Annotated in this window: 11 protein-coding genes; 2 read left to right on the top strand and 9 right to left on the bottom strand. The window is 73.5% G+C overall.

The genetic code is table 11. The features are described from left to right. Positions 1–20: 20 nt before the first annotated feature. From JNO44_RS30190 to JNO44_RS30155, 8 genes are all read right to left on the bottom strand, one after another. On the bottom strand, positions 21–866 hold the full coding sequence (locus JNO44_RS30190) for a GNAT family N-acetyltransferase (RefSeq protein ID WP_205366864.1): 846 nt from the start codon (positions 864–866) through the stop codon (positions 21–23). A 168-nt stretch (positions 867–1034) separates the two neighbouring features. After that, positions 1035–2192 (bottom strand): flavodoxin-dependent (E)-4-hydroxy-3-methylbut-2-enyl-diphosphate synthase, encoded by a 1158-nt coding sequence (gene ispG, locus JNO44_RS30185; protein ID WP_039632309.1) that lies wholly within the window; start codon positions 2190–2192, stop codon positions 1035–1037. 177 nt (positions 2193–2369) lie between these two features. Further along, on the bottom strand, positions 2370–3671 hold the full coding sequence (locus JNO44_RS30180) for a M50 family metallopeptidase (protein ID WP_205366863.1): 1302 nt from the start codon (positions 3669–3671) through the stop codon (positions 2370–2372). Next, on the bottom strand, positions 3668–5008 hold the full coding sequence (gene dxr / locus JNO44_RS30175) for a 1-deoxy-D-xylulose-5-phosphate reductoisomerase (protein ID WP_205366862.1): 1341 nt from the start codon (positions 5006–5008) through the stop codon (positions 3668–3670). Before dxr ends, JNO44_RS30180 begins: the two co-directional genes overlap by 4 nt. Positions 5009–5107: 99 nt before the next feature. After that, positions 5108–7027, bottom strand: a complete 1920-nt coding sequence (locus JNO44_RS30170; RefSeq protein ID WP_205366861.1) for an acyl-CoA dehydrogenase family protein — start codon at positions 7025–7027, stop codon at positions 5108–5110. A gap of 551 nt (positions 7028–7578) precedes the next feature. Next, complete coding sequence (locus tag JNO44_RS30165) at positions 7579–9036, bottom strand: aldehyde dehydrogenase family protein (protein WP_102925954.1); 1458 nt, start codon at positions 9034–9036, stop codon at positions 7579–7581. A gap of 253 nt (positions 9037–9289) precedes the next feature. Then, positions 9290–10978: a PucR family transcriptional regulator gene (locus JNO44_RS30160; RefSeq protein ID WP_205366860.1), complete on the bottom strand. Its 1689-nt coding sequence runs from the start codon at positions 10976–10978 to the stop codon at positions 9290–9292. Positions 10979–11300: 322 nt separating this feature from the next. After that, positions 11301–13478 (bottom strand): type IV secretory system conjugative DNA transfer family protein, encoded by a 2178-nt coding sequence (locus JNO44_RS30155; protein WP_205366859.1) that lies wholly within the window; start codon positions 13476–13478, stop codon positions 11301–11303. A 255-nt stretch (positions 13479–13733) separates the two neighbouring features. Between JNO44_RS30155 and gabT the strand changes: the two genes are divergently transcribed. Together gabT and JNO44_RS30145 are read left to right on the top strand one after the other, a co-directional pair. After that, complete coding sequence (gabT, locus tag JNO44_RS30150) at positions 13734–15083, top strand: 4-aminobutyrate--2-oxoglutarate transaminase (protein ID WP_205366858.1); 1350 nt, start codon at positions 13734–13736, stop codon at positions 15081–15083. Between the two features lie 514 nt (positions 15084–15597). After that, entirely contained in the window at positions 15598–16443 is an 846-nt protein-coding gene (locus tag JNO44_RS30145; protein ID WP_205366857.1) for a phosphatase PAP2 family protein, read from the top strand. Positions 16444–16590: 147 nt separating this feature from the next. On the opposite strand, the gene JNO44_RS30140 is transcribed toward JNO44_RS30145, so the two are convergent. Beyond that, the gene (locus tag JNO44_RS30140) at positions 16591–17316 is read right to left on the bottom strand and encodes a DUF4232 domain-containing protein (protein WP_205366856.1); all 726 of its coding nucleotides are present in this window, start codon (positions 17314–17316) and stop codon (positions 16591–16593) included. Positions 17317–17387: the final 71 nt, after the last annotated feature.

Here is a 17387-nt window from a genome sequence, read left to right as displayed (position 1 = left end):
GGAGCGTACAAGGCCGGGCCTCAGAAAAGTACGCTCATGAACGCGCCGACTTCCTCGAAGCCCACTCGGCGGTAGGCGGCGCGGGCCGCGGTGTTGTAGTCGTTGACGTAGAGGCTGACGAGCGGGGCGACGTCGTGGAGGGCGTAGCGGAGCACGGCGGCCATCCCTGGTTCGGACAGGCGCCGGCCGCGGTAGGCGGGATCGACCCAGACGCCCTGGATCTGGCAGGCGAGCGGCGTGGCGGCGCCGACCTCGGCCTTGAAGATCACCTTGCCGTCCTCGATGCGGGCGAACGAGCGGCCGGCGCCGACGAGTTCGGCGACCCGGGCCTGGTAGAGCAGCCCGCCGTCGCCGGCGAGCGGGGAGATGCCGACCTCCTCGGTGAACATCGCCACGCACGCGGGCATGATCACGTCGAGTTCGTCCTTGCGGATCCGCCGGACGTAGGGGTCGGGCGCGACCTCGGTGGACGGGGCGCGGGTGACCATCAGCGGCTGGTGGGCGCGGATCTCGCGGGCCGGGCCCCAGTGGGGCTCCAGCAGTGACCAGAGTGCGGCGGTGGGGCCGGCGGGGCCGACGATGGAGGAGCAGCGGCGGCCCTGGCGGCGGGCGCGATCGGCGAAGCCGCGGATGGCTTCGGGGGTGGCGCAGACGGGGACGAGGTTGGCGCCGGCGTAGCAGAGGGACTCCAGCCGGCCGCCGACGTACCAGCCCCACATCTCGCCGCCGAGCCGCCAGGGGTCGAGGCCCGCGACCTGGACGCGGGCGGCGACGAAGGCGTTGGCCACCGGCTCGCGGTCCAGGACCGCGAGGGCCGCTTCGAGCTCTCCCGGTTCGAGGACCTTGAGGGCGGTGGTCGTCAGCACGTGTCGGAAAGCCTCACCGTTGCGGGGCCTGGGAGGCCAGGCGGGAGCAGGTCCTGGCACTGTACCTCCACCGACGCGGGGGCACCCGGGCTCCCCTGGGGCGGACGGGCGCGAGCCCCGCGGCCCGGGGTGGGCGGCGGGGCTCGTGTGCGGCGCGTGCGGCGGCGGTCAGCCGGCGGCGGTGACGACCGGCTCGCCGGAGGCGACGCCGTCGGCCTCCATCTGCGCGGCGATCTTCATGGCCTCTTCGATCAGGGTCTCGACGATCTTGGACTCGGGGACGGTCTTGATGACCTCGCCCTTGACGAAGATCTGGCCCTTGCCGTTGCCGGAGGCGACGCCGAGGTCGGCCTCGCGGGCCTCGCCGGGGCCGTTGACGACGCAGCCCATGACGGCGACCCGGAGCGGGACCTCCATGCCCTCCAGGCCCGCGGTGACCTCGTCGGCGAGCTTGTAGACGTCGACCTGGGCGCGACCGCAGGACGGGCAGGAGACGATCTCCAGGCGGCGGGGGCGGAGGTTGAGGGACTCCAGGATCTGGATGCCGACCTTGACCTCTTCGACGGGCGGCGCGGAGAGCGAGACCCGGATGGTGTCGCCGATGCCCTCGCTGAGCAGGGCGCCGAAGGCGACCGCCGACTTGATGGTGCCCTGGAAGGCCGGGCCGGCCTCGGTGACGCCGAGGTGGAGGGGGTAGTCGCACTGGGCGGCGAGCTGGCGGTAGGCGTTGACCATCACGACCGGGTCGTTGTGCTTGACCGAGATCTTGATGTCGCGGAAGCCGTGCTCCTCGAAGAGGGACGCCTCCCACAGGGCGGACTCGACCAGGGCCTCGGGGGTGGCCTTGCCGTACTTCTTGAGCAGCCGCTGGTCGAGGGAGCCGGCGTTGACACCGATCCGGATCGGGGTGCCGGCGTCGGAGGCCGCCTTGGCGATCTCCTTGACCTTGTCGTCGAACTGCTTGATGTTGCCGGGGTTGACCCGGACCGCGGCGCAGCCGGCGTCGATCGCGGCGAAGACGTACTTGGGCTGGAAGTGGATGTCCGCGATCACCGGGATCTGCGACTTCTTCGCGATCACCGAGAGTGCGTCGGCGTCGTCCTGGGTGGGGCAGGCGACCCGGACGATCTGGCAGCCGGAGGCCGTCAGCTCGGCGATCTGCTGGAGCGTGGCGCCGATGTCGGAGGTCCGGGTGGTCGTCATCGACTGCACCGAGACCGGTGCGTCTCCGCCCACGGCGACCGTACCGACCTGGATCTTGCGGCTGACCCGGCGGTCGGCAAGCTTGGTCGGTACGTCCGGCATTCCCAGTGCGATGGCAGTCATCTGGCGAGCAACCCCAAGGTATGGATCAAGGCCCGGATTCGGCGGGCTCCGGTCATCGAGCCTACGGCACCCGGGTTGCCGGAGGCACATCGAACCCTGACGCCCCTCGAAAGGGGGCGGCCGGGCACGCCCATACGGTGGCGGCGTGCCCGGCCGGACGATTCCCGGACGACGGGGCTATGTCAGCTTCACCGGGTTCACCACGTCGGCGACCAGCACCAGCAGGGTGAAGCAGATGAAGATCCCGGCGACGACGTAGGCGATCGGCATCAGCTTGGCGACGTCGAAGGGGCCGGGGTCGGGGCGCCGGACGACCTTGGCGAAGGCCCGCCGCAGCGACTCCCACAGGGCGCCGGCGATGTGGCCGCCGTCCAGCGGCAGCAGCGGCAGCATGTTGAACAGGAACAGCGAGAGGTTGAAGCCGGCGACCAGGAAGAGCATGGTCGCCACCCGCTGCTCCGGCGGGATGTGCAGGGAGAAGACCTCGCCGCCGACCCGGGCCGCGCCGACCACGCCCATCGGGGAGTCCTGCTTGCGCTCGGCGCCGTTGAAGGCCGCGTTCCACAGGTCGGGGATCTTGCCGGGGACCTGCGCCAGCGACTGCACGCCCTGCGTGACCATGTTGCCCATCCGGTCCACGGACTGGCCGAAGGTCTGCTGGACGATGCCGCTGGCCGGGGTGAAGCCGAGGAAGCCGGCGGTGACGTACTCGCCGGGGACGTAGCCGCCGTGGCCGTCGGTCCTGGCGACCTTGTTCTCGATGAGGTCGGCCTGCAGGGTCACCTTGGCGCCGTGCCGCTCGACGACGAGGGTCGCCGGTCCGGTGGTCCTGCGGATCTGCTCCTGGAGGGTGCCCCAGTCCGGGACAGCCCGGCCGTTGAAGGTGACGATCTTGTCGCCGGCGCGCAGCCCGGCCGCCTTGGCCGGGGAGTCCTTGGCGCCGGCCGGGCACTTGTCGGTCTTGGCGGAGGCCGAGATGACGCAGTCGGAGACCGAGCCGACCTGGGTGGTCTGGGTGTTGATGCCGAAGCCCATCAGCACGCTCATGAAGATCACCACGGCCAGGACCAGGTTCATGAACGGCCCGGCGAACATCACGATGACGCGCTTCCACGGCTTGCGCGTGTAGAACAGCCGGTGCTCGTCGCCGGGCTGGAGCTCCTCGAAGGCCGCCGAGCGGGCGTCCTCGATCATGCCGCGGAACGGGGAGGTGGAGCGGGCCTGCAGCTTCCCGTCGTCGCCGGGCGGGAACATGCCGATCATCCGGATGTAGCCGCCCAGCGGGACCGCCTTGATGCCGTACTCGGTGTCGCCCTTTTTCCGGGAGAAGAGCGTCGGCCCGAAGCCCACCATGTACTGCGGCACGCGGATGCCGAACATCTTGGCCGTGGTGAGGTGGCCGAGCTCGTGCCAGGCGATGGAGAACAGCAGGCCGACGACGAAGACGACTATGCCGAGAATGGTCATCCAGGTCGTCATGCGCGAGCCTCCGATGGGGTGCGTGCCGCCGCGGCGGCCAGTTCGCGGGCGCGGGCGCGCGCCCAGGTCTCGGCCTGCAGGACGTCCGCGACGGTGAGGGAGGTTCCACCGCCGGACGTGCCGGAGGGCCGGGCTCCGTCGTGCTGCTGCTTCATCACCACTCCGGATGCCAGTCCCTCGTCGACCACTGCGGCGACCGTATCCACAATCCCTGTGAACGGCAGCCCGCCGGTGAGGAACGCCTCGACGCACTCCTCGTTGGCGGCGTTGAAGACGGCCGGGGCGGTACCGCCCAGTTCGCCGACCCGGCAGGCCAGTGGCACGGACGGGAAGGCTTCCTCGTCGAGCGGGAAGAACTCCCAGGTCTGGGCCTTCGTCCAGTCGATGCCAGGGGCCGCGTCGGGGACCCGGTCGGGCCAGCCGATGCCCAGCGCGATCGGCATCCGCATGTCGGGCGGGCTGGCCTGGGCGAGGGTGGAGCCGTCGGTGAATTCCACCATCGAGTGGACGTAGGACTGCGGATGGACGACGACCTCGATGCGGTCGAAGGGGACGTCGAAGAGCAGGTGCGCCTCGATGACCTCCAGGCCCTTGTTGACCAGGGTGGCGGAGTTGATGGTGACGACCGGGCCCATCGACCAGGTGGGGTGGGCCAGCGCCTGCTCGGGCGTGACGCCGGCCAGTTCGCGCCGGGTGCGGCCGCGGAACGGGCCGCCGGAGGCGGTGACCACCAGCTTGCGGACCTCGGCGCGGGTGCCGCCGGTCAGCGCCTGGAAGAGCGCGGAGTGCTCGGAGTCGACGGGGATGATCTGGCCCGGCTTGGCGACGGCCTTGACCAGCGGGCCGCCGACGATCAGCGATTCCTTGTTGGCGAGGGCCAGCACCCGGCCGGCCTTCAGGGCGGCGAGGGTGGGGGCGAGGCCGATGGAGCCGGTGATGCCGTTGAGGACGGTGTGGCACTCCGAGGGGCCGGCGGCGGCGAGCTCGGTGGCCGCGTCGGGACCGGCGAGGATCTCCGGCAGCACCTCGCCGGCGCCGTAGCGCGCGGCCAGCGCCTCGCGGAGCGCGGGCACGGCCTCCTCGCGCGCCACCGCGACGGCGGCGACCCGCAGCCGGTGCGCCTGCTCGGCCAGCAGCTCGACCCGGCCGCCGGACGCGGCGAGCGCGGTGACCCGGAACCGGTCGGGGTTGCGCAGCACGATGTCGATGGCCTGGGTGCCGATCGAGCCGGTCGAGCCGAGGATCACGATCTCCCGGGGGCCGGCCGGGTGGCCGGCGGCCGAGCCGTCGGCGGCCGGCTCGAAGCGCAGGTGCGGGTGGGCGAGGCTGTCCGTCATGTGGTCCATTGTGGCCGGTCGGCACGGTGCCCCGGCCACCGAGGGCGCCCGCACCCCGTACGGGCGACGCGCGGGCCGCCCGTACGAAGCGGTGCGGGTTTACCGGAAGGGCCGGCGGGCGTTGTCCTTGGTGCTCCGGCCGGGGGCGGCGTCGGCGATCCAGGGGCCGTCGCCGCTGGGGTCGACGACGCCCTCCTCCAGCCAGGTGTAGCGACCGCCGAGGACGTCGGAGACGACCTTGCGGTCCAGTTCGTCGGTGTTGGTCCACAGCCGGTGGAACAGTTCCTCGACGCGGATCCGGGCCTGCCGGCAGAAGGCGTCCGCCAGCTGGTACGCCTCCTGGCCGTGGGCGCCGGTGAGTCGCAGGTGCTCGGCCCGGACGCAGGCCGCGCTCATCGCGAACAGCTCCGCGCCGATGTCGACGATCCGGCCGAGGAAGCCCTGCTTGGTCTCCATCTTCCCCTGCCAGCGGGACATCGCGTAGAAGGTGGACCGGGCGAGCTTGCGGGAGGTCCGCTCGACGTACCGCAGATGGCCCGCCAGTTCGCCGAACTCCTGGTAGGTGCGCGGGAGTTGGCCGGGGCCGGCGACGAGCTTGGGCAGCCAGCGGGCGTAGAAGCCGCCGGCCTTGGCGGCCGCCCGTCCCTTGTCGGCCAGCGACTTGTCGGGGTCGATGAGGTCGCCGGCGACGGACAGGTGGGCGTCCACCGCCTCGCGGGCGATCAGCAGGTGCATGATCTCCGTGGAGCCCTCGAAGATCCGGTTGATCCGCATGTCCCGCAGCGTCTGCTCGGCCGGGACGGCGCGTTCGCCGCGGGCGGCGAGCGAGTCGGCGGTCTCGAAGCCCCGGCCGCCGCGGACCTGGACCAGTTCGTCGGCGATCCGCCAGCCCATCTCGGAACCGTAGAGCTTGGCGAGGGCGGCCTCGATGCGGATGTCGTTGCGGTTCTCGTCGGCCATCTGGGAGGCGAGGTCCACGACGGCTTCCAGGGCGAAGGTGGTCGCCGCGATGAAGGAGATCTTGGCGCCGACCGCCTCGTGCTTGGCGATCGGGCGGCCCCACTGCTCGCGGGCGCCGGACCACTCGCGGGCGATCTTCAGGCACCACTTGCCGGTGCCGGCGCACATCGCGGGCAGCGAGAGCCGACCGGTGTTGAGCGTGGTCAGGGCGATCTTCAGGCCGGCGCCCTCGGGGCCGATGCGGTTGGCGGCCGGCACCCGCACCCGGTGGAAGCGGGTGACGCCGTTCTCCAGGCCGCGCAGGCCCATGAAGGCGTTGCGGTTCTCGACGGTGATACCGGGCGAGTCGGCCTCGACGACGAAGGCGGTGATGCCGCCCTTGTGCCCCTCGGAGGCGGGCACCCGGGCCATCACCACCAGCAGGTCGGCGACCACGCCGTTGGTGGTCCACAGCTTCACGCCGTCGAGGACGTACTCTTCGCCGTCGGGGACCGCGGCAGTCGCCAGCCGGGCCGGGTCGGAGCCCACGTCGGGCTCGGTGAGCAGGAACGCCGAGATGTCCGTGCGGGCCAGCCGCGGCAGGAACGTCTCCTTCTGCTCCTGGGTGCCGAAGAGCTTCAGCGGCTGCGGTACGCCGATCGACTGATGCGCGGAGAGCAGCGCACCGATCGCCGGGCTGGCCGAGCCGACCAGGGCGAGGGCGCGGTTGTAGTAGACCTGGGTGAGCCCGAGACCGCCGTACTTGGGGTCGATCTTCATGCCGAGGGCGCCCAGTTCCTTCAGGCCGCGGACGGTCTCGTCCGGAATGCGGCCCTCCCGTTCGATGCGGGCGCCGTCGATCTCCGTCTCGCAGAACTCCCGCAGCGTGGCCAGGAACTTCTCGCCGCGCCGGACGTCGTCCACCGCGGGGGTGGGGTGCGGATGGATGAGGTCGAGCCGGAAGCGCCCCAGGAACAGCTCCTTGGCGAAGCTGGGCTTGTGCCAGTCCTGCTCACGGGCCGCCTCGGCGACCTGGCGGGCTTCGCGCTCGGAAACGTTGCGGATGGACGGAGCGGTCATCAGGAGCTCACCTCGCCGCGGATCGGGAGTTCTGCCGGCGGACCGGTCGGCCGCCGGGCAGTGCTACTTGTGACAAGTACCCGATCCGCGCGGGTTGCACCAGCGGAGCGGAGGCCAGGATGGGGGCACCTCCCCTGTCCTTAAGACATGGGGGAGGGGCCCCGCCAGGGACGCGACGCGCGGCGCCGGGCGGCCTTCCGGCGGGGGTGCGGCATACCGCGCTGGTGGTACGCGCGGGGCGGCTCCTCCCCCTGCCGGTACGGCCCCGCATCCGCCTCGGTCAGGAGGATCCGGGGCGGAACGGGGCCCTAGCGTCGGAAGTCCGGGCTGGCGGGGGGCAGTGCCGGAAACGGGGAACGCGGCGCGCTCCGGAAACAGGGTGCCGGAGCGCGCCGCGCGAGGAGGGCCGGCGCCGGGGGGTGCGCCGGCCGGGACCTGGCGGGCGGTACGGCCTCAGGGATGGCCGTCGCTGTCCACCGGACCAGGCCGGATCAAAGGGGTGCGGGCGGGCCGGGGCGACCGGCCCGCCCGGTTCCGGGATTTCCCGGGGCCTACAGGTCCAGTCCGGTGAGGACCAGGACCCGCTCGTAGGTGTAGTCGTCCATGGCGTAGCGGACGCCCTCGCGGCCTACGCCGGACTGCTTGACGCCGCCGTAGGGCATCTGGTCGGCGCGGTAGGACGGCACGTCGCCGATGACCACGCCGCCGACCTCCAGTGCGCGGTGGGCGCGGAAGGCGGTCCTGGCGTCGTGCGTGAACACGCCGGCCTGGAGGCCGAACTTGGAGTCGTTGACGGCCGCGAACGCCGCGTCCACCCCGTCGACCTTCTGGAGGGTGAGCACCGGGCCGAAGACCTCCTCGGTGGCGAGGGTGGCGCCGGCCGGCACGTTCTCCAGCACGGTCGGCGCGTAGGAGGCGCCGTCGCGCTTGCCGCCGGTGAGGAGCCTGGCGCCGCGCTCGACGGCGTCGTCCACCCAGGACTCCACGCGCTGGGCTGCGGCCTCGCTGACCAGCGGGCCGACCTCGGTGGCCGGGTCGGTCGGGTCGCCGGTGACCTGGGCCTCGACCCGTTCCACGACCTTGGCCACCAGTCGGTCGTAGACCGAGGCGTCGGCGATGACCCGCTGCACCGAGATGCAGGACTGGCCGCCCTGGTAGTTGGAGAAGGTGGCGATGCGCTGCGCCGCCCAGTCCAGGTCCTGCTCGGAGGACCAGTCGGGCAGGACGACGGCCGCGCCGTTGCCGCCCAGCTCCAGGGTGCAGTGCTTGCGCGGCACCGAGTCGAGGATGGCGTAGCCGACCGTGTCGGAGCCGGTGAAGGAGATGACCGGCAGCCGCTCGTCCTGGACCAGCGCCTCCATGCGGTCGTTGGGGACCGGGAGGATCGACCAGGAGCCGGCGGGCAGGTCGGTACCGGCCAGCAGCTCACCGATGATCAGGCCGGAGAGCGGGGTGGCCGGGGCCGGCTTGAGGAGGATCGGGACACCGGCGGCGATGGCCGGGGCGATCTTGTGGGCGCAGAGGTTCAGCGGGAAGTTGAACGGCGCGATGCCCAGGACGGTGCCGCGCGGGAAGCGGCGGGTCAGCGCGAGCCGGCCGGCGCCGCCCGCGTCGGTGTCCAGGCGCTGCGCCTCGCCGCCGTTGAAGCGGCGGGCCTCCTCGGCCGCGAAGCGGAACACGGAGATGGCCCGGCCGACCTCGCCGCGCGCCCACTTGATGGGCTTGCCGTTCTCCGCGGAGATCAGCTGGGCGATCTCCTCGGTGCGCTCCACCAGCCCGCGCACCACGTGGTCCAGGGCGGCGGCCCGCACGTGGGCGGGGGTCGCGGCCAGCTCGTCCTGGACCGCGACGGAGGCGGCGACGGCCTCCTCGACCTGGGCCTCGGTGGGCACGCTCACCGTGCCGACGAGGCGGCCGTCCCAGGGGGAGGTGACATCGAAGGTGGTCTCGCCGGTGGCCTCACGGCCGGCGAGCCAGAAGGCGGTGGGGGCTGCAGCAGTGTTCGGCACAGTGGATCCCGGCCCTTCAGTGATGGTGGGTGGTGCGCGCGCAGCTCTGGGAGCGGCTTGGCGTGGACTCTGCAGCCCACCGTAGGGGTGCGACGCCCTCCTGACGCTTGTCCGAAGCGGCGTAATCCGCGGGGGCGTCCCTCCGTGGTGGAGTCCAGGACCCCGCAGCGGCACGACATCGCAGGCCGGACGGCCCCTGGCGGCGCGACCGGGCCGCCAGCGCACGGCCCGTCACCGGCGCGTCCCGCGCGCCCTACTCCCCCGCCTGCGCCGACGTCGCCTTCAGCGCCAGCCACAGCTCCATCCGGACGTCCGGGTCGTCCAGCGAGCGGCCCAGGATCTCCTCCACGCGCCGCATCCGGTACCGCAGGGTGTGACGGTGGACGCCCAGGTCGGCGGCGGCCGCGTCCCACTGGCCGTGCCGGGCGAGCCAGGCCCGCAGGGACGCCACCAGGTCGCCGCGCCCGGTCGCGTCGTGCTCGCGCAGCGCGCGCAGCAGGCCGTCGGCGAAGGCCCGTACCGCGTCGTCGGCGAGCAGCGGCAGCACCGAGCCGGCGGCCACGTCCTCGTGCTCCACCAGGGTGCGGCCGCGCCGGCGGGCGACGGAGAGCGCCTGCTCGGCCTGGCGGTAGGCATGGGCGGCGGCCATCGGACCGGTGGGGGCGGAGAGGCCGATGGCCACGCCGTCGCCCTCCCGGCCGGTGCCGGGCCGGGAGTTCCGGCCGCGCGGGCGCGGCTGTGCGCCGAGGCGGGCCTCGGCTTCGGCGGCGAACGCGGCGCAGGCGTCCGCGGCCGCGCCGCCGTCCGTGACCAGCACGATCAGCCGGCCGCCGTCCGGTACGGCGAGCACCGCCTCGCCGGTGCGGGCGGCGGCGGACTCCATGGCGTCGGCGAGCGCGTCCAGGACGGGCGCGGCGCCGGCGCCCGACGGCGCGGGGGGTCCCGCTGGCTCGAACGACGCCGGGAGCTTGGGGGAGGCCGGCTGGTCGTCGGCGGGCACCGGCTCGGCGACCACCATCCGGAACGGGGCGTCCAGCAGCCCGCCGTAGAGCCGCCCGGCCACCGCCCGGGCGTGGTCGGGTTCGCCCGCGAGCAGCATTTTCAGCACCGCGTCGCCCAGCCGCTGTTCGGCGTCCTGGAGCGCCCGGGACCGCTCGGTGGTCAACGTCAGCAGCGCGACCGCCGAGTTCACCGCGTACCGCTCGGCGGTGCCCAGCGACGCGCCGGTCCCCACGGCGAGCACCCCGCGGGCCCGGCGCCCGGTGCCCAGCGACTGGAGCTCCACCCGGTCGTCGCCGTCGGTGTCGCTGACGACGGAGCTGGCCGGTGCGGGACGCTCGCGCAGCCGCGCCACGTCCTCGGCGAGCCGGGCCGCCCGCCGCGCCGCCCACTCGGGGGCGGCCGCCACCACCGCCCCGGACGCGTCGTAGAGCGCCGCCCAGCCGTTCAGGTGCGCCGCGAGCCGGGCCAGCAGCTCGGTCGGCCCCTCGGCGCTGAGGGCCGCCCGGGTCAGCTCCCGCTGCGCCTCGAAACCGGCGGTCACCGCGCGGTACTGGTCGGCCGCCACGGACGCCGACACCGCCTTGCTGATCGCGATGAACGGCGTCCGGCGCGGCACCCCGAGCAGCGGCAGGTGGTGCCGGCGCGCCGCCTCGACCAGCGCCTCGGGCACCCCCTCGTAGTTCACCCCGACCGCGAAGCCCAGCCCGACCACGCCGGCCTCGGCGACCCGCCGCACATACCGGTCCGCGGCCTCCGGATCCTCCGCGTCCAGCTTGAGCGCGGTGATCAGCAGCAGTTCCCCGCCCTCCATGTACGGCACCGGGTCGATCAGCTCGCTGGCGTGCGCCCAGCGCACCGGGACGTTCAGCTGGTCCTGGCCCGCGAGCACGGTCAGCTTGAGCGCGGTGTGGTTGACCAGTGAGGCGAGGGTGTGCGGCATGGGACCTTCGATGGCTCCGGCGGACGGCACGACCGCGACCGGCTGCCGAGTACCCCTGCCGGCCTCCTGCCGACTCCCGCCGATCGTCCGCGCCGCCCGTATGAACGGCTGGCGTGTACGCCGTCCCGTATGAACGGCTGCTGCCGATTCTGCCTCAACGGACGGTTTCGCGAACACTCCTCGACGGCCGACAGATCACGACGGATGACGGGGCGCCCTGCGGCCCCTCCACCCTCCCCTTTCCTCCCCTTTCCTCCCCTTCACCCCCCTTCCCCTCCGGGCCGAGGGCCGCGCCTCGACCCGGGGAAGGGGGACGGGGCGGTCAGGAGCGGAGGTCGACGAGGACGGGCGGGGCGTGCTCCCCGTCGACGGTGGTCACCGACAGCACCGCGTGCCCGGCCGGCAGCGCGTTCGCGAGGTCGGACGCGGACCAGCGCTCGCGCTCGACGGTGCGCACGGTGATGGCCTTGGAGGTCGCCGCCTTGCCGGTGACCAGCTGGCGGACGATGTGGAACGCCTTCATCCCGGCGCCGTGCGCAATGATCTGACGGTCCGTCACATCACGCGTCTCCACCCATTCCTTGCCCCACACCTCGGCGAACGGCGCCCCGTCCCAGGGCGTGACGCCCGCGAACGCCATCCGACAGCCGACCGAGCCGAGCAGCGCACTGCGCAGCGCCTCGGGCACGTCGTCCAGCGATCGCAGGGTCAGCACGGCCCCGGCGTTGGCCGAGCGGAGGCGCTGGAGGCCGCGCAGCGCCTCCGCGGTGATGGTGTGCGCGGCCTCGTCGAGGACCAGGCAGGCGAACAGGGAGCGGTCGGCACGGGCCACCGCGCACTCGGTGAACTGGGCCAGGACCAGCCGGGCGAGGATCCGGGACGCCTCGGCATGGCCGCGCTCGGGCAGCTCGATGCGGACCCGGAGCGGGTGGTCCAGGGCGCGCAGCGAGACCTGCCGGGTGGCCCCCGTGGGGTCGAAGAAGGCGGCGAAGGCGGGTCGGTCCAGGAGCGCGATCCGGTCCGCGAGGAGGAGGGCGACATCGCCGGGGCGCTCCGACTGGCGGGCGCGGGCGTCCAGTTCGCGCAGCAGGGTCTGATCGCCGGACGCCTCCAGCGCGGTGCGCAGCGCGGTCACCGCCGGCGGCGCACCGTCCAGCAGTTCGCGCAGCTCGGGCACGGTCGGGAAGCGACTGTGGGCGGCGCGGAACGGGCCGAGCAGCTGGGCCAGGGCGGTCGCCGCGCGCCGGCTGTCGCCGCCGGGCAGCTGCTCGGCGAGGTCGCCGACCAGCGCCTCGGCCAGGATGCCGGACGCCTCGTCGGGGTCGGTGGTGCCGCCGTAGAGGTCGAGGTCGCAGTCCGGATCGGGGCGGCCGATCCGGACCACCACGTCGAACGCGTCGTCGGGACCGAGCGCGGACCCGGCCGGGCCGACCGCGACGACCGCGCACTGCCCGGCCAGTGCCTGCAGGCACATCGCCTCCACGACCGGACGCACCAGCCGGGTGGTCTTGCCGCTCCCGGCGGGCCCGACGGCCAGCAGCGAAGTGCCCAGCACCCGGGGCTCCAGCGCGCAGCCGCAGCCCCGGTGTTGGTACGGATTGCGCGGATGGTCGGCCGCGGTGCCGATCCGGACCTGGTGCGCGAGCAGGTCGTGCCGGGCGGTACGACGGGCCAGGTCGCGCTGCCCCGAGGGATGGGCGCAGGCCGCGGCGCCGTGCCGCAGGACGGTGTCGGTGAAGGAGGCCAGGGAGTTCCGGCCGGCCCGCACCGAACGCCACGCCCGGCCGATGCGCGCCACGTCCACGTCGTTCATCGCGCCGCCGCGGGCCTCGGCGGCGAGCCGGTCGGCGGCGTCCGGCGCGCCGTGCGCCCGGAGTTCGGGCCACTGCGCCGGATCACTGGCCGGTTCGGGCGCGGCCGCGGGGGCACGGTCGCGGAGGCGGCGGACGGGGCCCAGGACCCGGCGGACCAGTTCCGGCCAGCGGCCGAGACGGCCGAAGATGACGACGATGAGAAGCAGTACCAGCCCGTCGTAAACGTAGGAGGCCCAGACAAAGGCCATCTTGTCGCCGCCCGCCGCCCGCCAGGAGTCGGGTGTGAGCAGCAACAGCGGCCAACTCCAATAGGTGCCGAGGTATCCGTTCCACAGCAGGGACCACAGCAGCCAGCCGCACAGGAACGAGATCAGCGCGCCGCTGATCAGCTGCCGCAGGGGGATCCGTTCCGGCTCTTCCTTGGCGCGTGGCCGGTGGCCGTACGTCCAGATGCCGGGCGCGGAGGCCGGGCGCGGCATGCGCAGCCAGCCCAGCAGCGGCGGCTGCGCCCCGGCGGGGGGCTTGGCGGGAGCGGGCGGCGGTGTGGCCGGCCTGGCCGGCGGCGCGGTGGGCCGCGGCGGAGCGGGCGGCTCGGCCGGGCGCGGCACCGCGGGGTCGGGGTGCCGCCCCCCGGACGGCGGAGCTGCGGCGGTGTGCTGTGCGTCCTGCGTGCCCTCGGTGTCCATCCGGTGCCCCTTGTCCCCCTTGAGACGTGGCCTGCCGCGTCGGTTCGCCGGCCTGTCGTTGTCATGCCCGCGCGGGCGCGCCGTCGCCGGGCGTGCCGCCGCTCAATTTACTGGCCGCGCCCCGTGGCTATGTCCGGTGCGGACAACGCAACACGCGCACTTCTCCCGAACGGAACATGCCAGACCCGACCCACCGCCCCTAACCTGCGAGAACAAGACCTCTGTACGTCCGTGTTCCACCCCCAGGAGACTGCCATGACCGAACTGTCCGGAGGGCCCGCCCTCCCCCAGGAGCGTCGCGTCGTCACCGCGATCCCCGGCCCCAAGTCCCAGGAGCTGTGGGCCCGCAAGCAGAAGACGGTGGCCGCCGGTGTCGGCGCCGTGCTGCCCGTCTTCGTCAAGCGCGCGGGCGGCGGTGTCCTGGAGGACGTGGACGGCAACTCCCTGATCGACTTCGGCTCCGGTATCGCGGTGACCTCGGTCGGCAACAGCGCGGAGGCCGTGGTCCGCCGGGCCACCGCGCAGCTCGCGGACTTCACCCACACCTGTGCCATGGTCACGCCGTACGAGCCGTACGTCGAGGTCTGTGAGCAGCTGGCCGAGCTGACGCCGGGCGACCACGCCAAGAAGTCCGCGCTGTTCAACTCCGGTGCGGAGGCCGTCGAGAACGCCGTCAAGATCGCCCGTGCGTACACCAAGCGCCAGGCGGTCGTCGTGTTCGACCACGGCTACCACGGCCGCACGAACCTGACGATGGCGCTGACCGCGAAGAACATGCCGTACAAGCACGGCTTCGGCCCGTTCGCGCCCGAGGTCTACCGCGTGCCGCTGGCCTACCCCTACCGCTGGCTGACCGGCCCGGAGAACTGCGCGCAGGAGGCCGCCGACCAGGTGATCACGCAGATCACCAAGCAGGTCGGCGCGGAGAACGTCGCGGCGATCATCATCGAGCCGGTGCTCGGCGAGGGCGGCTTCATCGAGCCGGCCAAGGGCTTCCTCCCGGCCATCGCGGACTTCGCGAAGGAGAACGGCATCGTCTTCGTCGCGGACGAGATCCAGTCCGGCTTCTGCCGTACGGGCCAGTGGTTCGCGTGTGAGGACGAGGGCGTCGTGCCGGACCTCATCACGACCGCCAAGGGCATCGCGGGCGGCCTGCCGCTGGCGGCCGTCACCGGTCGCGCCGAGATCATGGACGCCGCGCACGCGGGCGGCCTGGGCGGCACCTACGGCGGCAACCCGGTGGCCTGCGCCGCCGCGCTTGGCTCGATCGAGACCATGCGCGAGCTGGACCTGAACGCCAAGGCCAAGCACATCGAGGAGGTCATGAAGGGCCGCCTCACCGCGATGCAGGAGAAGTACGACATCATCGGCGAGGTCCGCGGCCGCGGCGCGATGATCGCGATCGAGCTGGTCAAGTCCGGTTCCAAGGACCCGAACCCGGAGGCCACCGGGGCGCTCGCCAAGGCGTGCCACCAGGAGGGTCTGCTGGTCCTGACGACCGGCACGTTCGGCAACGTGCTGCGCTTCCTGCCGCCGCTGGTGATCGGCGACGACCTGCTGAACGAGGGCCTGGACATCCTTGAGGCGGCGTTCGGCACCCTCTGAGCGGGCTACCCCGCGCGGCGGTGAAGCCGAGCAGGAACCTTCCGGGCGCGGCCCGGGGCACGGCGGAGGCCGTGCCCCGGGCCGCGCCCCGTTCACATGTCCCGTTCGCGCGCGCCCCGTTCACCTGCCGCCTCCTCGGACGGGCGTGCGACGGGGCGGCGGGGGGCGCACGGAGGGCGTGAAGAAGATGTGCGGGGGCAATGGCGGGCACGTGATGCGGCTTACGGGGCGTGCTTCCGGTGCCGTACGGTTTCTGCAGATGAGAGAAACACCCCGCCCGCAGGGGACTGCGGGTGATGCCCGGTCGGCGCTTTCCCGGCTTCGACCTGGCCGTGCCCTCGCGCACACCACCGGGACCCCTGGCACAAGGGGCTCCGGGAAACCTCACCGATCGGATGTCCGCCCGCCCCAGACCCCCCGGGGCGCGCGGCACACCGGTCCCCGCAGCCGCTCCGGAACCACCCCCCCCTGTTCCGGAGCGGCTGCCTTTTTACGATGTGGGGTGTCTCTTGTGATGGGACGGCTCGTCGGTCGGGCACGCCGTTCCCGTGATCCCGACGGTCCCGACGATTCCCCTGATCCCGCTTCCCGTGGTGCGTGGTCGGCGCGCCGGTGCGGGCTCGTCGCGCTGTGCAGTGCGCTGCTCTTCGCGCTGGTCACCTGGCAGGTGGCGGCCCACGGGGCGGTGCGCGGGCTCGACGAGCGGTGGGGCCGCGAGGTGGCGGCGAGCGCCGTTCCCGGGCCGCTCGCGCAGTTCCTCGCCGACCTCGGCAATACGACGGTGGCGCTGCCGGTGCTGTCGGTGGCGGCGGGGTGGGTGCTGTGGCGGCTGCGCCGCGGGGCGGGCAACGGGTCGGGCGGTCCGGCGCGGCCGTGGCTGCCGCCGGTCGCCGCGTTGGGGGCCCTGGCCGCCGTGCCGGCGCTCGTCGTCCCGTTCAAGGTGTGTCTGGACCGGCCGGGACCGCCCCGGATGGCCGGGTCGCACGAGGGGTTCTATCCGTCCGGACACGGTGCGACGGCGGCGGTGGCGTACGGGCTGGTGGCCCTGCTGCTGATCCGGGCGTACGCGGGACGGCGGGGCGACCGGGCCGCGCGGCGGCGGAGCGGTCGGCGCGCTGTCGCGGCACTCGCCGCGCGGCTGGTCGCGGTGGCGACCGGGCTGCTCAACGCGGGTGTCGGGCTGGGGCTGGTGCGGCAGGGCTACCACTGGCCGCTGGATGTGCTCGGTGGCTGGTGCCTGGCGGGAGTGCTGCTGCCGCTGTGGTGCGTGGTGTGCGACCGGTGGGGCGGACGGACCGGCGGCCAGGCCGGCGGCCGGACCGGCCGCCGGGACACGGGTCCGGGGGCCGGCGCCGGCTGACACCACCGGGACCGGCGAGGGGCACGGCTCTCGACCACCCGCCCCGCGCCCCGCCGCACACGCCGCAGCCCCACCCCGGACGATCACCTGACGCATCGCCACCTCGCCTCGCCTCGCCTCACCGCGCGGGCGATCGGCGCGCGTCGGCTACGGCACGTTGACGGGGTTGACGAAGGTGCCCGGGTGGGTGGCGCCGGACTGGTCCAGGATGGCGCCGCCGAAGGGCCACTGGAGCTGGAAGTGCTTCTTCTCGTTCGGCGGGGTGATCAGCACCTGGCCGGGCTCGACCTTCTTGTCGTCGGCGCGGGTGCTGGGCAGCAGGGTGAGGGTGAACGTGGTGTGCGCGTTCGGCTGCAGCACCTTCGACTCCGGCTTCTTGGCCGAGCGTTGGAGGTCCCAGGTGGTGCCGTCGGTGCCCTTGATCTGGACGCCCGGGAAGCCGGAGATGCTGCACGGGGTGCCGCTGATGTTCTTCAGCCACACCGCGGCGGTCTGCTGCTGGTCGCTCTTCATGTCCGGCACGCCGCCGCCCTCCGAGCCCCAGCCGGCCTGCAGCCCGCCGGTGGTGCAGTGGCCGAGCCGGTCGCCGGACTGCCCCTTGTGGCCGCCGTGCCCGCCGCTGCCGCCCGTGCTGCCGCTGCTGTGCGCGGAGGCGGTGGCCGCACCGCCCGACCCGCCGGTGGTGGTGGTGCCGGAGCCCTGGGAGCCGGTGCTGCCGTCCTGGGAGCCGGGGGCCGCGGCGGAGACGGACGAGGCCGGGGCGGCGTCGGAGCCGCCGGTGCCGTTGCAGGCGGTGAGGCCGAGCGCGGCGGTGGCGATCAGGCCGGCGACGATGGCGGTGCGGCCCCGGCGGAGCGTGCTGCGGTGCGACATGGTGGGTGTCCCCTCGTGGTCGGGTGGGCGGTCTTCCGCCGCACCACCAATCTGCCCGGGGCGACTGTTGA

The organism is Streptomyces noursei, from assembly GCF_016917755.1.
Lineage (GTDB): Bacteria > Actinomycetota > Actinomycetes > Streptomycetales > Streptomycetaceae > Streptomyces > Streptomyces yunnanensis.
Note: the sequence above shows the minus strand (reverse complement) of the source record. Positions and strands in the feature narration are given on the sequence as shown.

Excerpts from the sequence above, each read along its gene's own strand:
- ispG (WP_039632309.1), bottom strand. The coding sequence starts at position 2,192 with ATGACTGCCATCGCACTGGGAATGCCGGACGTACCGACCAAGCTTGCC.
- JNO44_RS30180 (WP_205366863.1), bottom strand. The coding sequence starts at position 3,671 with ATGACGACCTGGATGACCATTCTCGGCATAGTCGTCTTCGTCGTCGGC.
- dxr (WP_205366862.1), bottom strand. The coding sequence starts at position 5,008 with ATGACGGACAGCCTCGCCCACCCGCACCTGCGCTTCGAGCCGGCCGCC.
- JNO44_RS30170 (WP_205366861.1), bottom strand. The coding sequence starts at position 7,027 with ATGACCGCTCCGTCCATCCGCAACGTTTCCGAGCGCGAAGCCCGCCAG.
- JNO44_RS30160 (WP_205366860.1), bottom strand. The coding sequence starts at position 10,978 with ATGCCGCACACCCTCGCCTCACTGGTCAACCACACCGCGCTCAAGCTG.
- JNO44_RS30155 (WP_205366859.1), bottom strand. The coding sequence starts at position 13,478 with ATGGACACCGAGGGCACGCAGGACGCACAGCACACCGCCGCAGCTCCG.
- gabT (WP_205366858.1), top strand. The coding sequence starts at position 13,734 with ATGACCGAACTGTCCGGAGGGCCCGCCCTCCCCCAGGAGCGTCGCGTC.
- JNO44_RS30145 (WP_205366857.1), top strand. The coding sequence starts at position 15,598 with ATGGGACGGCTCGTCGGTCGGGCACGCCGTTCCCGTGATCCCGACGGT.
- JNO44_RS30140 (WP_205366856.1), bottom strand. The coding sequence starts at position 17,316 with ATGTCGCACCGCAGCACGCTCCGCCGGGGCCGCACCGCCATCGTCGCC.